We start from the raw sequence: 13,826 nt of genomic DNA on the forward strand, positions 1-13,826 counted from the left end.
CATTGTCAGCCTGCCAGCTCTGGCTGCCTGACCCGAACCCGATCCCGATCCTGCCGTGGATTGACGGTTCCTACACCACCTCCTGGGACACGACCGCCACGAAGCGACCATCTCCCGTCCTTGCGAGCGCAGCGAAGCAATGACGATGTCGGACCTTGACGACTGACGACCAACTGCGGCGGTAAAATCCTCCCCTGCAAGGGGAGGGGGACCACGAAGTGGTGGAGGGGTGTCGCCCTATCGAGAGGGGGGGACACCCCTCCGTCTGGCCTTCGGCCAGCCACCTCCCCTTACAGGGGAGGATGGCCTAGAACGACCAGAAATTGCCCATTACCCCAGCAATTGATTTGCCAAAAAGCGGACCTTGCATGGCCTTTCGAACGTCGGCATTTAATTGGCAATGCAAAAGGTCTCATTTCAAGCCACACCAGAAGACTTGCTCGGAGCCTATAGGCTCAATTTCCGAGTGACACTCAAGTCAAAACGGGTGATCCGAGCCTATGTTGGTGGGGGTGCAACACTTGCCGCGATGGCGATGGCAGCTGCTTGGCAATGGGATATTGTTTCCGTTCCAATTGCCGCCGCAATTGGTCTTGGATACTGGATTGCGTTCCTTTCATTGATATTTTTTTCGGCCTATCTGCGGCTTCCTTGCCAAGTCAGACGCATCTTCGATCAACAGAAGTCCTTGCACGACAATACTACTGTAGAATGGTCGGAAAGTGGCGTCTCGTTTACTTCATCCCGTGGCCATTCTCAGTTCTCATGGTCAGATTTCGTGAAAATCGTGAAGGGGCAGGACACCATTATCCTTCGTCAAAGCGATGCCCTCATGAATTTTATCCCCAGCCGGGCGCTGTCACAGGAGCAATTAGATTCGTTTCCGGTGACGGTGTGAACCGCCTACTGCTCAGATAGCATCCAAGCTCAGGTCCGCTTTCTTGTATTGGTTGCCTGAAAGCAGACGATCCGCAATCCACCCAACTCCGTCATCCCAGCGAAATCGAAGCAAGGCACTTGCCTTGCTTCGAGGATCTCACTTCATTCTGGGCTCTGAAAAGAACAGAGAGATGTCGGCAAAAAAAGCGGGCCTGCGCTTACTATCCTAATCCCCTGCCAACGCATCCCTGACGGCAGCGTCGTAGAGATCGCGATTGTCTTCGTCGAAGCAGACGAAGAGGATATGGTCGAAGGCGTCGGGGTCGCGGCGCAGCGCTTCCGCCACGGCGCGGGCGGCGACCTTGGCGGCTTGCCCCTTGGGATAGCCATAGACGCCGGTCGAGATCGCCGGGAAGGCGATCGCGCGCAGGCAGTGGTGGCGGGCGAGCGACAGGCTGTGGCTGTAGCAGCTGGCGAGCAGGCCGCGCTCGCCTTGATTGCCGCCCTGCCAGATCGGGCCGACGGTGTGGATGACGTAGCGGGCCGGCAGCCGATAGCCGCGCGTGATCCGCGCCTCCCCGGTCGGGCAGCCGCCGATGCCCCGGCATTCCGCCAGCAGGTCCGGCCCGGCGGCGCGATGGATCGCGCCATCGACCCCGCCGCCGCCGAGCAGGCTGTTATTGGCGGCGATGACGATCGCGTCGACCGCGCAACGGGTGATGTCGCCCGTCACCACGTCCCAGCGCGTCGTCCCGACCATCATCGCATCAGTTCTTCGGCGGACCGCTGATCGACCAGACATGGCCGAAGGGGTCGATCAGTTGGCCATAGCGACTGCCCCAGAACTGATTGGCGATCGGAACGCGTATCTCGGCCCCGGCCGCGACGGCGCGCGCCCACCACGAATCGGCATCATCGGTTTCCAGATGCAGCGTCACCGATGCCGGCTTTTCCACCGGGGCGCCGCCGCACATTTCGGGGAAATGATCGTTCAGCATCAGCCCGCCATCATTGACCGTCAGATGGGCGTGCATGATCCGCGTGCCATCTTCGCCCAGATGACGGCTCTGCTCGGTCGCACCGAAAGCAGTCGTGTAGAAGGCGATGGCGTCGGCGGCCTTGCCATCGGCAATGGTCAGATGGGGCGTGACCCCCGGCAGGACGAACGGCGTGTCGCTCATGATCCTCTCCTTCGCGCCGACCCCCTGATCGAGTCGGCAGAGCCGCAGGATAGGCCCGGCGCACGCCGTTCAGAAGATGCCGAGGAACTTCTTGTCCTGCGTCTTCTTCTCGGCCTTGTTGCCCTTGCCCGCTTCATCCTTTGCGGTGGTGCCGCGGCCGACATCGTCGCGCGGCTTCCCGCCACGGGTGCGTTGGGCGACGGCATCGGCACCGGCCAGCACCGGGCCACAGGCGGCTGCCTTCGCATCGCCGACATCGACAAAGGCCAGTGTCGCGGCGATCGGCGTCGCGACGATGCCCAGCGCCACCGCCGCGCCGCCGCGCGCGATCAGGTCCGGGCTGATGACATTGATCGACGGCCGGGCGAAATAGCCGCCGATGCCGACCGGGGACTGGCCGGAAAACAGGCTGATCTTCTTGCCATCGGCGCGGAAGGCCAGGTCGAGGCTCTCATTCCTGAACGAGAATCCACCCCGCCCGGTCATGACATTCTTGCGCGTGTCGATGAGGATCGGGTCGGCCGCGGCCACGCCATTGCGCACGGTGAAGGCAATGAGGCCGCAATTGATCTGCACCGGATCCTTCAGCTTCTTCTCGAACATCTTGGTGACGAAGGTGCCGACATCGATTTCGGAGAGTTGGACATTGCGCGCCCACATGCTGCCCGCCGGCAGGATGACGGCAATGCGGCCATTGGCGGTGGCAAGCGAGTTATGGACGGTATCACCGAGGCCCGTCATCTGCATTCGCCCCTTCACCATGCCGGTCGTGCCCGATTGCTCGACGCCCCAGCGGGCAAGCAGCGTGCCCATCGGCGTGGGTGCCAGGCGGACGTCATACGTCGTGCGCACCGGCTGGTTGCGGGCGTCGATCTCAATGTCCGAGGCGACATGGCCGCCCGCCATGTCGAAGGTCAGTGGCGAGAGGGCCAGCAGGCTATGGTCGAGCTTCAGCGTCACCGCCGCATTGGCAATCGGCACATTGGGTGCGCGGATGGTCTTCACGCTGTAGCGGACATTGGCGTCGAAATTGCGGATCGCCTCGATCCGCAGCGGCGCGTCGGGCAGCAGCCGGGGCGTTCCCTGCACGGTCGTGATGGCGCCCGCCCCACCCTGTGCGTCCAGCCTTTGCGGATCATAGCCGATGAAGGGGCCGACATCGATGATGTCGAGCCGCTGCGTCGCCAGATCCGCGTCGAGCAACAGACGGTTGTTCGGCAACGACACGGTAAAGCGCCCGGCAAGATCGGAATCGCCGAAACGGCCCTTGAGATGCGTGAAGCGCCATTCCTCGCCCGCCTTGGTCAGCGCGGCGGTGAAGCGATACTGGCGGGTGCCGGGAATGGCGACGCCCAGGAAATCGAACAAATGGCCAAGATTAGGCCCTTGCGCGACCATGCGAAGGTCGCTGCCTTCCAACTCGGTCGCGCCCGGCAGCGTGCCCGTCACCTCCAGCACCGTCGCGCCGGCCTGCGCGCGCAGGGCCAGGCTGTTCTTGCCGCCCGTGACGGTGGCGTTGGGCGACAGCAGCCCGCCCTTCAGGGAGAAGGGCTTGCCGCGCATCGTCCCCGTGCCGGACAGGCGCACGTCGCTGGCGAAGCGGGTATCCTGCGCCTGCACGGTCTCGAAGCCGATATCGGTCGACAGCATCAGCACCGGATCGCGATAGCGCATCGTCGTGCCGGCGAGCAGCGCACGGCGGATGAGCGGCAGGGTGATCGGCTCGCCCTTCCGGTCGGGGTCGCCCAGCGTCCATGTATTATGCTGCCGGTCGCGCGACCATTCCAGGTCGGCGGCGGCACCCCGCAGTTCCAGCCAGGGGACGCGATATTGCTTGCCGAAGATCAGGCTCAGTGGTGCGATCCGCGCGTCGATCAGGTCGGCGCGGAACAGGTCGGGCCGGCTGGCCCAGGGCAGGTTGGCGATGCGCAGCCCCTCCGCCCGGAACTTGATCGCGATCGGCGCGAAATAAAGCTGGAAGTCTCCGCCGACCTCCACCTGCCGCTCCAGCCGGGCGGACAGGATGCGCTCGAAAGAGCCTTTGAGGAAGCGTCCCTTGGTGACGAAGAGGATCAGCCACAGGGCAAGGATGATGCCGACGATCCACAGCAGGATGCGTGCCGGCAGCGGCAGGCGGCGCCAGCGGTCGCGCGCGCGGCGCAAATGCACAGCCGCACCGCCGGGTTGAGCGGTCAAGGGGGCGCCATGCGGCTTGGGTTCGACATCGGCCATGGCGGGGTCAACGCGGGCGCGTCGCCTTTGGGTCCGAATCGCTTGCTTTTGCGGGCGCGGCCGACTATGGGCCGCCCTTCGCGATATTCAGTGAGACCGCCCGGCTAACTAGGGCTGCCGTGGCTGTCTGTAATCGTCGCGCCAAACAAGGAGACGAAAATGCCCAAGCTCAAGACCAAGAGCGGTGTGAAGAAGCGCTTCAAGTTCACCGCTTCCGGCAAGGTCAAGCACGGCGTCGCTGGCAAGCGTCACCGCCTGATCTCGCACAACGCCAAGTATATTCGCCAGAACCGTGGCACTTCCGTGCTGTCCGACGCCGACGTGGCTCACGTCCGCCTCTGGGCACCCTACGGCCTGAAGTAAGGAGTAGAGGACAATGGCACGCGTAAAACGTGGTGTAACCACCAAGGCGAAGCATAAGAGGATTTTGGATCAGGCGAAGGGCTATTATGGCCGTCGCAAGAACACGATCCGCGTCGCTCGCCAGGCTGTCGAAAAGGCCGGCCAGTACGCTTATCGCGACCGCAAGGTCAAGAAGCGCACCTTCCGTGGCCTGTGGATCCAGCGCATCAACGCGGGTGTCCGCGCTGAAGGCCTGACCTATTCGCAGTTCATGCACGGTCTGAAGCTGGCCGGCGTCGAGCTGGACCGCAAGGTCCTGGCCGACATCGCGATGCACGAAGGCGAGGCGTTCAGCGCCATCATCGCCCAGGCCAAGGCTGCGCTGCCCGCAGCCTGAAGCTGATCGATCGCAAGATCGTAAAAAGGGGCGCCGGGGCAGATGCCTTCGGCGCCCTTTTTGTTTTTCCGGTTTTATCCCGTTCGTCCTGAGCGAAGTCGAAGTGCCTTCGCTGCGCTCTGGCGGGGGCTTCGACAGGCTCAGCCCGAACGGATTTCAGGGGGCAGCCTGACATTTGAGGAACCATCCCATGTCGCTGCATCTCTGGTGGTTATATGTCACGGCGGTCTTCCTGATCTCGGCCACGCCCGGCCCCAACATGCTGCATGTGATGACGCAGAGCATCGCCCATGGGCCACGCAAGGCGCTGGTGACGATGGCGGGGCTGATGAGCGCCGTGCTGCTGTGCCTGATCGCGTCGGCACTGGGTCTTGGCGCGCTGCTCAAGGCGTCGCCGCGCCTGTTCGATGTGCTGCGCTATGCCGGCGTCGCCTATCTCATCTGGCTGGGGATCAAGGGCTGGCGCGCGCCGGTCGGCAATGCGGACGGCGGCGATGGCGGCCCGGTCCGCTCCGCCCGTGCGCTTTATGCGACCGGCCTGCTGACGGGCCTGTCGAACCCCAAGCTCATCATCTTCGCCGCCGCGCTCTTCCCCCAGTTCATTGACCTTGCCCGCCCCTTCTGGCTGCAGCTGGCGATCCTGATCGTCAGCTTCGTGGTGATCGAAAGCTTCTGGTACTCGGTCTATGCGCTGGGCGGCCTGCGCCTGGCCCGCTGGCTGGCGCCGGCCAACCGGCAGAAGCTGTTCAACCGCGGCACCGGCCTGATGTTCATCGGCTTTGGCGGCGCGTTGCTGGGGGCGCGCGCCTAACCCCACCTTCGTCATTCCCGCGAAAGCGGGAACCCACCACCCGAGGCATCGATGACGCGCGAGATAAGCCCGACGGTCTACATGCTCGCCAGCCGCCGCAACGGCACATTATATGTCGGCGTAACTTCTGATCTCATAAAGCGCCTCTACGAGCATCGAAACGGCTTGATCGAAGGCTTCACGAAAGACTACGGCGTCAAGCGCCTGGTCTGGTTCGAACCGCATGACAGCATGGACAGCGCCATCCTGCGGGAAAAGCGGATCAAGAAATGGAACAGGCAGTGGAAGATTGAGCTGATCGAAGCCGGCAATCCCGATTGGGACGATCTGGCGCTGGGGTTTGGCTTTGCGCCGTTACCCCGCGACTGATCGAAAGGTCGGGAGATGGGTTCCCGCTTTCGCGGGAATGACGATGAGATTGATGGATAGAGATTCATGACCGAAATTAGCGCACTGAAAGCCGGCCTGATTGCCGACATCGAGGCTGCCGACACGCTGGACGCGCTGGAAGGGCTGCGCGTGGGCGCGCTGGGCAAGAATGGGGTCGTCACCGGCCTGCTCAAGACGCTGGGCGGCATGTCGCCCGAGGAGCGTCTGGAAAAAGGCCCGCCGATCCAGGATTTGCGCGAAAGCGTGACCGCCGCGATCGCCGAGCGGAAGGCCGCGCTGGAACAGGCCGCGCTCGACGCCCGCCTCGCCTCGGAAAAGGTCGACATGACCCTGCCCGCCGATCTGGGTCCGCAAGGGTCGGTCCATGCCGTCAGCCAGGTGATGGACGAACTGGCGGAAATCTTCGCCGACCTGGGCTTTTCGGTCGCGACCGGTCCGGAGATCGAGGACGACTGGCATAATTTCACCGCGCTCAACATTCCCGAGACGCACCCGGCGCGCGCGATGCACGACACCTTCTACTTCCCCGACGAAGAGGGACAGAAGAAGATGCTGCTGCGCACCCATACCTCGCCAGTGCAGATCCGCACCATGGAGTCTTTTGTTGCGTCTGGGCAGGAGCCGCCGATCCGCATCATCGCGCCCGGCCGCGTCTATCGCAGCGACTCAGATGCGACCCACACGCCGATGTTCCACCAGATCGAGGGTCTGGTGATCGACAAGGGCATCACGCTCGGGCACCTCAAATGGACGCTGGAAACCTTCCTCAAGGCCTTCTTCGAGCGTGAGGACATCGTCCTGCGCCTGCGCCCGAGCTATTTCCCCTTCACCGAACCCTCGGTCGAGGTCGATGTCGGCTACACGCTGACCAATGGCCAGCGCGTCATCGGCGGCGACGGCGATGCGCCGGGCGGCGGCTGGCTGGAAGTGCTGGGCAGCGGCATGGTCAACCGCCGCGTGATCGAGGCCTGCGGGCTTGATCCCGACGAATGGCAGGGCTTTGCCTTCGGCACCGGCGTCGACCGTCTCGCCATGCTGAAATATGGCATGAACGACCTGCGCGCCTTCTTCGACGGCGATCTGCGCTGGCTGAAACATTATGGATTCTCGGCACTCGACGTGCCCACGCTGTCGGGAGGAGTCGGCGCATGAAGTTCACCCTGAGCTGGCTCAAGACGCACCTCAAGACCGACGCGGACCTGGCCACCATCCTCAAGACGCTGAACGCCATCGGGCTGGAAGTCGAGGATGTGGAAAACCCGGCGGAGAAGCTGGGCGCGTTCAAGATCGCCAAGGTGCTGACCGCCGAGCGTCACCCGCAGGCCGACAAGCTGCAGGTGCTGAGCGTCGACCATGGCGACGGCACGCCTTTGCAGGTCGTGTGCGGCGCGCCCAATGCCCGCGCCGGCCTGATCGGCGTGTTCGGGGTCGAGGGCGCAGTCGTGCCGGTCAACGGCATGGTGCTCAAGAAGACCGCCATTCGCGGCGTCGAATCCAACGGCATGATGTGCTCCACCCGCGAACTGGAACTGGGCGACGATCATGACGGCATCATCGAACTGGCCGCCGACGCGCCGGTGGGTGAGGTCTATGCGAACTGGGCCGGCCTCAACGATCCGGTCATCGACGTGTCGATCACGCCGAACCGCCAGGATTGCATGGGCGTGCGCGGCATCGCCCGCGATCTGGCGGCGGCGGGCCTTGGCACGCTCAACGCCATCATCGTGCCGGAGATTGCCGGCGTGGGTCCGGGTCCGGACGTGCGCACCGACGATGTCGACGGCTGCCCCGCCTTCTTCGCCCGTTCGGTCAAGGGCGTGACCAACGGCGCCTCGCCCGAATGGATGGCGCGCAGGCTCAAGGCAATCGGCCAGAAGCCGATCAGCGCGCTGGTGGACATCACCAACTACATCATGATCGACCTGGGCCGGCCGCTGCATGTCTATGACATGGCGACGCTCAAGGGCGGGCTGGTCGCGAGGCTGGGCAAGGCCGGCGAACAGGTGCTGGCGCTCAATGGCAAGACCTATGCCATCGACGAGACGATGACCGTCATCGCCGACGACGAAGCCGTGCATGACATTGGCGGCATCATGGGCGGCGAACATTCGGGCGCGCAGGACGGCACGACCGATGTGCTGATCGAATGCGCCTATTTCACGCCCGAGCGGATCGCGGTGACCGGCCAGAAGCTGGCCCTGACCAGCGACGCGCGCGGCCGGTTCGAGCGTGGCGTCGATCCCGCCTTCCTGGACGATGGCCTGTCGATCGCGACCAGCCTGGTCATGACCCTGTGCGGCGGCACCGCGTCGGAAGCGACCCGCGCCGGCACCCCGCCCGCCACGCCCAGGACGGTTTCCTATGCGCCCGACCAGTGCCTGGCGCTGGCCGGCGTCGATGTGCCGCAGGATGTGCAGAAGCGCATCCTGGAAAGCCTGGGCTTCGGCGTCAGCGGCGACGCCGGCGGCATCGAATATCAGGATGGCGTGCCGGTAAGCGTGCCGGGCCACTGGACGATCAGCGTGCCGACCTGGCGCCGCGACGTCGATGGCTGGCCCGATATTGTCGAGGAAGTGGTGCGCATCGTCGGCCTGGACCATGTGCCGTCCACCCCGCTGCCGCGTGTGCCGGGCGTCGCCCGCCCGACCGCCACGGCCGAGCAGCTGGTCGAGCGCCGCGTGCGCCGCACCGCCGCCGCGCGGGGCCTCGCTGAAGCGATCAACTGGTCCTTCATTTCCGAGAAGGAAGCCGCGAGCGTTGGCGGTGGCGACTGGACGCTGGCCAATCCGATCTCCGAAGACCTCAAGGTCATGCGGCCTTCACTGCTGCCCGGCCTGCTGTCGGCGACCAAGCGCAATGTCGATCGCAGCGCGACGTCGATCCGGCTGTTTGAACTCGGCCGGCGCTATTTCAAGCAGGGCGAGCGGGCCACCGTCGGCTTCGTGCTGGCCGGCGAGAAGACTCCGCGCGGCTGGCAGAGCGGCAAGGCCCAGCCCTTCGACGCGTTCGACGCCAAGGGCGAAGTGATCGCGCTGCTGGCGGCGGCCGGCGCGCCGGTCGGCAATCTGCAAAGCATGGGCGAAGCATCGGCTGCCTATCATCCGGGCCAGTCGGGCACGCTGCGCCTCGGCCCCAAGGTGGTGCTGGCCGAATATGGCGTGCTGCATCCCAGCCTTGCCAAGCAGTTCGGCCTGTCCGGCACGGTGGTTGCGGGCGAGATCTTCCTCGATGCGATTCCGGCCAAGCGCAAGAGCGGCTTCATGCGCGCGCCTTATGCGCCGCCGGCCTTGCAGGCGGTGAAGCGCGACTTCGCCTTCCTGGTGCCCGAAGCGGTCGAGGCCGATGCGCTGGTGCGCGCGGTCAAGGGCGCGGACAAGAAGGCGATCGTCGACGCGCGCCTGTTCGACGTCTTCACCGGCCCCGGCGTCGATGAAGGGCACAAGTCGCTGGCGGTAGAGATCACGCTGCAGCCGGGCGAAAAGAGCTTCGCCCAGGAAGAGCTGGACGCGATCAGCGCCGCCGTGGTCAAGGCCGCCCAGAAGCTGGGCGCGAGCCTGCGCGGCTAAAGCAGGAAAGGCCGGCGATGGACGGGAAGGCTGAACGATTTCAGGCCCGCCTCGCCGGCCTCTTCTACATCGGCACCATTGGCTGCGGCATGTTTGCCGAGGCGGTGGTGCGCGCGGCCCTGATCGTGCCGGGCAACGGGCGCGAGACGATGCGCAACATCGCCGACTATCCCTGGCTCTATCGGGCCGGTGGGGTCAGCGATGTCGCCATGCTCTGCTGCTATCTGGCGGTCACGGCCCTGCTCTATGGCCTGTTCGCGCCGACCGGGCGGGTGCTGGCGCGCACCGCCGCCCTGTTCAGCCTGACCGGCATTGCCGTGCTGGCAGGCAACAGCCTGCTCCATCTGCTGCCGCTTGCGCTGATCGATGGTGCGCCGCATCCCGGCATCCCGATGGCGGAGGTGCAGTCGCTGGTGCGGATCAGCCTCAGCCTCCACAATGACCTCTATGGCATCAGCCTCATCTTCTTCGGCATCTATTGCCTGCTGACCGGCTGGCTGGCGATCCGATCGCGCCGATTGCCGGTGGCGGTCGGCGCGCTGCTGATGGCGGGGGGCGCGGTCCATCTGGTCGCGCGCAGCCTGGCACTGCTGTCGCCGGCGATCGGCGAGGCAATCCCCGGCCAGCTCGATTTCGTGCCGCTGCTGGGCGAAGGCGCCTTCGCCATCTGGCTGCTGCTGTTTGGGGCGCCGCGCCCGGCGCCGCCGGAGATCAGCCCGTAATCTTGCAGCCCTTGGCCGATGCCATGCCGCGCAGATAGCCGCGCCGGGCAAGACCAGCGGCGATGGCGGCGCGCAGGCGACGTTCGGCCGGGGCGGCGCCGCTGATTTCCCGCACCACGCCGCGGAACGGGATCAGCGAATTGACCAGCGACTTGCCCACACCCTCGGCGATCTTGCTGGTGCGATCCTCATTGGCTTCGCGGCCGATGGTGAAATCGGGGCCAAGCACCTTGTTGAGCGCCGCCATGTCGCCGTTCAGCGCCTTGCAGGTCTTGCCCGATGGCGCGGCATAGGGATTTTCCTCCGCCGCAACGAGGATCGGCGGCACCTGCGTCTTTTCGATGCCGACATCGCGGGCCGGCTGGGATGCGATTTCGCCCGCCTTGTCGAGCGTGTCGTCCCTCTTCTTGCCCTGTTCCTGGGCGAGCGCCGACGTGCCGAGCAGCAGCAGGATCGTGGCGGTCGATACGGCAATTTTCATCATTGGTCCTCCCGCTGGCTCAACCCGCCAGCCCCCATGTCGGTTCCGCAACGTAACGATTGCGCGGCGGGCGAGACAGTCGCGATTTGCCGCACCGGACCTTGGAATAGAGCCTGTTTCACGTCATCTGTGGAAGCCCAAGGCGCTTCCACAGATGACGATCCGGCTCTATGGCGCTGGTCAAACAGGAGTGTTTCGCCATGAACGACCGCATCGCCATCGCCTCCGACAATCTGTCCGCCAGCATATCGCCGCTGGGCGCCGAACTCTGGTCGCTGACCGATGCGCGAGGGCGCGAACTGATGACGGATGCCGACCCGCAATGGTGGACCGGCCATGCGCCCCTGCTCTTCCCGTTCGTCGGCCGATCGCGCGGCGATATCTATCGGCTGAACGATGTCGACTATCCGATCGGCCAGCATGGCTTTGCCCGGACCAGCCCCTTCACCCTGGTCCATCGCAACGAGGAAGCCGCCCTGTTCCGGCTGGAGGCGGATCGGGAGACGCGCACCGTCTATCCGTTCGACTTCCGGCTCGACATGGGCTTCGTGCTGGAGGGGCCGAGCCTGCGCATGACCGCCACCGTCATGAACCGGGGCGAGACGGCGATGCCCTTCTGCTTTGGCTATCACCCCGCCTTCGCCTGGCCTTTGCCCTATGGCGGCAGCGTCGAGGACCATCGCATCCGCTTCGAGCAGGCCGAACCCGCGCCGATCCGCAAGGTCGGCAGTGAGCCGGGGCTGATCGCGCTGGACAGCGTGCCCTCCCCGGTCGAGGGGAAGGAACTGGCGCCGACCCATGCCATGTTCGCCGGCGATGCGCTGATCTGGGACGATCTCAACAGCCGATCGCTGAGCTGGGGCGTGCCCGGCAAGCCGCACCTGAAGATCGATTTCCCCGATACGCCCTGGCTCGGCCTGTGGCAGAAGCCGGGCGCCCATTATCTGTGCGTCGAACCCTGGGCCGGCATGGCCGACCCGGTCGGCTTCACCGGCGATGTCTGGGACAAGCAGGGTGTCATGACCCTGCTGCCGGGCGATGCGCGCAGCTTCCGCATGGACGTGACGCTGGTGGACGTGTAACGGGCGTTCCCAAGTTCCGTTCAGCCCTTCGACAAGCTCAGGAGAGCGAAGTCGAAGCCCTCCACTGAGCGCAGCGAAGTGTCTCGCCTCCGCTCGGCAAGGCCCTTCGACTTCGCTCAGGGCGAACGGGTTATTTTACTCGGACCCCAGAAAACAGCATCATGAGCATCCCATCCCGCCGCACCTTCGCGATCATTTCCCACCCGGACGCCGGTAAGACCACGCTGACCGAAAAGCTGCTGCTGGAAGGCGGCGCGATTCACCTGGCCGGCGAGGTCAAGGCGCGCGGCGCGAACCGGCGCGCGCGGTCGGACTGGATGAAGATCGAACAGCAGCGCGGCATCTCCGTCACGTCCTCGGTCATGACGTTCGAGCGGACGCGCGATGGCGAGACCATCACCTTCAACCTGCTCGACACGCCGGGCCACGAGGATTTCAGCGAAGATACCTATCGCACCCTGACCGCGGTGGACTCGGCGGTGATGGTGATCGACGCGGCCAAGGGCATCGAGCCGCAGACACGCAAGCTGTTCGAGGTCTGCCGCCTACGCAACGTGCCGATCATCACCTTCGTCAACAAGGTCGACCGCGAGGGCCGCGAACTGTTCGGCCTGCTGGACGAGGTGGCGGACCAGTTGCAGCTCGACGTCTGCCCGATGAGCTGGCCGGTCGGCATGGGCGGCGAGTTCGAGGGTATCTACGACTTCGCCACCAACCGGCTGATGCAGCCCACTGGCCCGTCCAAGGAATTTGACGGCACCCGCCACCAGTTCAGCGGCCTGGATGATCCCAAGCTGGCCGATTATCTGTCCGAGCGGGGCCTGGCAAAGCTGCGCGAGGAGGCCGAGCTGGCCCAGGGCGGCTATGCCGAGTTCGACCTGGAACGCTATCGCCATGGCGACCTGACCCCGGTCTATTTCGGGTCGGCGCTCAAGCTGTTCGGCGTGACCGAGCTGATCGACGCGCTGTCGGCGCATGCGCCGCCGCCGCGCGCCCAGCCGGCCGAGCCGGCCCCGGTCGAGCCCGAGGGCAGCGAAGTCACCGGCTTCATCTTCAAGGTGCAGGCCAACATGGACCCGATGCACCGCGACCGCATCGCCTTCATGCGGCTGGTGTCTGGCAAGTTCCGCCGCGGCATGAAGCTGACTCCGTCGGGCAGCGGCAAGGCGCTGGCCGTCCACTCGCCGATCCTGTTCTTCGCGCAGGACCGCGAACTGGCGGACGAGGCCTTCCCCGGCGACATCATCGGCATTCCCAATCATGGCGCGCTGCGCGTGGGCGACACGCTGAGCGAGAAGCCGGGCCTGCGCTTCACCGGCCTGCCCAATTTCGCGCCGGAAATCCTGCGCCGCGTTGCGCTGAAAGACCCGACCAAGACAAAGCAGCTGCGCAAGGCGCTGGACGACCTGTCCGAAGAAGGCGTCATCCAGGTCTTCTATCCCGAGATCGGCAGCAACTGGATCGTCGGCGTGGTCGGCCAGCTGCAGCTGGAAGTGCTGATCAGCCGGCTGGAGGCGGAATATAAGGTCGCGGCGGGGCTGGAGCAGTCGCCGTTCGACACCGCCCGCTGGATCAGCGGCGACGATCAGGCGATCAAGGATCTGGTCGCCTATAATGGCGCCAACATGGCCAAGGACCGCGACGGCAATCTGGTGTTCATGGCGCGCAGCGCCTGGGACATCGGCTATCAGCAGGAACGCCATCCCAAGGTGAAGTTCAGCGCCACCAAGGAGCGCTAAGCCG

General features: G+C 65.1%; 14 protein-coding genes. 10 read left to right on the forward strand and 4 right to left on the reverse strand.

Annotation, left to right across the window (positions count from 1 at the left end; genetic code table 11):
- Positions 1 to 400: 400 nt before the first annotated feature.
- The gene (locus GGQ90_RS15845; RefSeq protein ID WP_223178290.1) at positions 401 to 898 is read left to right on the forward strand and encodes a YcxB family protein; all 498 of its coding nucleotides are present in this window, start codon (positions 401 to 403) and stop codon (positions 896 to 898) included.
- Between the two features lie 207 nt (positions 899 to 1,105).
- Here GGQ90_RS15845 and GGQ90_RS15850 read toward each other — a convergent pair whose 3' ends face one another.
- From GGQ90_RS15850 to GGQ90_RS15860, 3 genes are all read right to left on the reverse strand, one after another.
- Positions 1,106 to 1,642, reverse strand: coding sequence for an O-acetyl-ADP-ribose deacetylase (locus tag GGQ90_RS15850; protein ID WP_188083057.1), 537 nt, complete (start codon positions 1,640 to 1,642; stop codon positions 1,106 to 1,108).
- A 4-nt stretch (positions 1,643 to 1,646) separates the two neighbouring features.
- The gene (locus tag GGQ90_RS15855; protein ID WP_188083058.1) at positions 1,647 to 2,060 is read right to left on the reverse strand and encodes a VOC family protein; all 414 of its coding nucleotides are present in this window, start codon (positions 2,058 to 2,060) and stop codon (positions 1,647 to 1,649) included.
- 69 nt (positions 2,061 to 2,129) lie between these two features.
- Positions 2,130 to 4,292: an AsmA family protein gene (locus GGQ90_RS15860; protein WP_188083059.1), complete on the reverse strand. Its 2,163-nt coding sequence runs from the start codon at positions 4,290 to 4,292 to the stop codon at positions 2,130 to 2,132.
- A 159-nt stretch (positions 4,293 to 4,451) separates the two neighbouring features.
- Here GGQ90_RS15860 and rpmI point away from each other — a divergent pair, with 159 nt between their 5' ends.
- The 7 genes from rpmI (at position 4,452) to GGQ90_RS15895 (ending at position 10,520) form a co-directional block, all read left to right on the forward strand.
- Positions 4,452 to 4,655, forward strand: a complete 204-nt coding sequence (gene rpmI / locus GGQ90_RS15865; protein WP_004208916.1) for a 50S ribosomal protein L35 — start codon at positions 4,452 to 4,454, stop codon at positions 4,653 to 4,655.
- A 13-nt stretch (positions 4,656 to 4,668) separates the two neighbouring features.
- Positions 4,669 to 5,031, forward strand: a complete 363-nt coding sequence (rplT, locus tag GGQ90_RS15870; protein ID WP_056690489.1) for a 50S ribosomal protein L20 — start codon at positions 4,669 to 4,671, stop codon at positions 5,029 to 5,031.
- Between the two features lie 190 nt (positions 5,032 to 5,221).
- Positions 5,222 to 5,842: a LysE family translocator gene (locus GGQ90_RS15875; protein ID WP_188083060.1), complete on the forward strand. Its 621-nt coding sequence runs from the start codon at positions 5,222 to 5,224 to the stop codon at positions 5,840 to 5,842.
- A 51-nt stretch (positions 5,843 to 5,893) separates the two neighbouring features.
- Positions 5,894 to 6,211: a GIY-YIG nuclease family protein gene (locus tag GGQ90_RS15880; protein ID WP_004208919.1), complete on the forward strand. Its 318-nt coding sequence runs from the start codon at positions 5,894 to 5,896 to the stop codon at positions 6,209 to 6,211.
- 66 nt (positions 6,212 to 6,277) lie between these two features.
- Positions 6,278 to 7,384 (forward strand): phenylalanine--tRNA ligase subunit alpha, encoded by a 1,107-nt coding sequence (pheS, locus tag GGQ90_RS15885; protein ID WP_188083061.1) that lies wholly within the window; start codon positions 6,278 to 6,280, stop codon positions 7,382 to 7,384.
- Positions 7,381 to 9,798 carry a phenylalanine--tRNA ligase subunit beta gene (gene pheT, locus GGQ90_RS15890; RefSeq protein WP_188083062.1) on the forward strand — a complete coding sequence of 806 codons (2,418 nt, stop codon included), beginning with the start codon at positions 7,381 to 7,383 and terminating at the stop codon, positions 9,796 to 9,798. Before pheS ends, pheT begins: the two co-directional genes overlap by 4 nt.
- 17 nt (positions 9,799 to 9,815) lie before the next feature.
- Positions 9,816 to 10,520 carry a DUF4386 domain-containing protein gene (locus GGQ90_RS15895; RefSeq protein WP_188083063.1) on the forward strand — a complete coding sequence of 235 codons (705 nt, stop codon included), beginning with the start codon at positions 9,816 to 9,818 and terminating at the stop codon, positions 10,518 to 10,520.
- Here the strand turns inward: GGQ90_RS15895 and GGQ90_RS15900 are convergent.
- A complete protein-coding gene (locus tag GGQ90_RS15900; RefSeq protein WP_004208924.1) occupies positions 10,510 to 11,004 on the reverse strand; it encodes a hypothetical protein in 495 nt (164 codons plus the stop codon). The genes GGQ90_RS15895 and GGQ90_RS15900 overlap by 11 nt on opposite strands.
- Positions 11,005 to 11,201: 197 nt before the next feature.
- On the opposite strand from GGQ90_RS15900, the gene GGQ90_RS15905 reads away from it, so the two are divergent.
- Together GGQ90_RS15905 and GGQ90_RS15910 are read left to right on the forward strand one after the other, a co-directional pair.
- Positions 11,202 to 12,083: an aldose 1-epimerase family protein gene (locus GGQ90_RS15905; RefSeq protein ID WP_188083064.1), complete on the forward strand. Its 882-nt coding sequence runs from the start codon at positions 11,202 to 11,204 to the stop codon at positions 12,081 to 12,083.
- A gap of 161 nt (positions 12,084 to 12,244) precedes the next feature.
- A complete protein-coding gene (locus tag GGQ90_RS15910; RefSeq protein WP_188083065.1) occupies positions 12,245 to 13,822 on the forward strand; it encodes a peptide chain release factor 3 in 1,578 nt (525 codons plus the stop codon).
- Positions 13,823 to 13,826 lie beyond the last annotated feature (4 nt).

This window comes from Sphingobium scionense (assembly GCF_014197035.1).
Taxonomy (GTDB): Bacteria; Pseudomonadota; Alphaproteobacteria; order Sphingomonadales; family Sphingomonadaceae; genus Sphingobium; species Sphingobium scionense.

Bases quoted from the DNA above. Each gene is read 5' to 3' on its own strand.
- GGQ90_RS15900 (WP_004208924.1), bottom strand. From the start codon at position 11,004: ATGATGAAAATTGCCGTATCGACCGCCACGATCCTGCTGCTGCTCGGC.
- pheS (WP_188083061.1), top strand. From the start codon at position 6,278: ATGACCGAAATTAGCGCACTGAAAGCCGGCCTGATTGCCGACATCGAG.
- GGQ90_RS15845 (WP_223178290.1), top strand. From the start codon at position 401: ATGCAAAAGGTCTCATTTCAAGCCACACCAGAAGACTTGCTCGGAGCC.
- GGQ90_RS15910 (WP_188083065.1), top strand. From the start codon at position 12,245: ATGAGCATCCCATCCCGCCGCACCTTCGCGATCATTTCCCACCCGGAC.
- GGQ90_RS15905 (WP_188083064.1), top strand. From the start codon at position 11,202: ATGAACGACCGCATCGCCATCGCCTCCGACAATCTGTCCGCCAGCATA.
- pheT (WP_188083062.1), top strand. From the start codon at position 7,381: ATGAAGTTCACCCTGAGCTGGCTCAAGACGCACCTCAAGACCGACGCG.
- GGQ90_RS15850 (WP_188083057.1), bottom strand. From the start codon at position 1,642: ATGATGGTCGGGACGACGCGCTGGGACGTGGTGACGGGCGACATCACC.
- GGQ90_RS15855 (WP_188083058.1), bottom strand. From the start codon at position 2,060: ATGAGCGACACGCCGTTCGTCCTGCCGGGGGTCACGCCCCATCTGACC.
- GGQ90_RS15895 (WP_188083063.1), top strand. From the start codon at position 9,816: ATGGACGGGAAGGCTGAACGATTTCAGGCCCGCCTCGCCGGCCTCTTC.
- GGQ90_RS15875 (WP_188083060.1), top strand. From the start codon at position 5,222: ATGTCGCTGCATCTCTGGTGGTTATATGTCACGGCGGTCTTCCTGATC.
- rpmI (WP_004208916.1), top strand. From the start codon at position 4,452: ATGCCCAAGCTCAAGACCAAGAGCGGTGTGAAGAAGCGCTTCAAGTTC.
- GGQ90_RS15860 (WP_188083059.1), bottom strand. From the start codon at position 4,292: ATGGCCGATGTCGAACCCAAGCCGCATGGCGCCCCCTTGACCGCTCAA.
- GGQ90_RS15880 (WP_004208919.1), top strand. From the start codon at position 5,894: ATGACGCGCGAGATAAGCCCGACGGTCTACATGCTCGCCAGCCGCCGC.
- rplT (WP_056690489.1), top strand. From the start codon at position 4,669: ATGGCACGCGTAAAACGTGGTGTAACCACCAAGGCGAAGCATAAGAGG.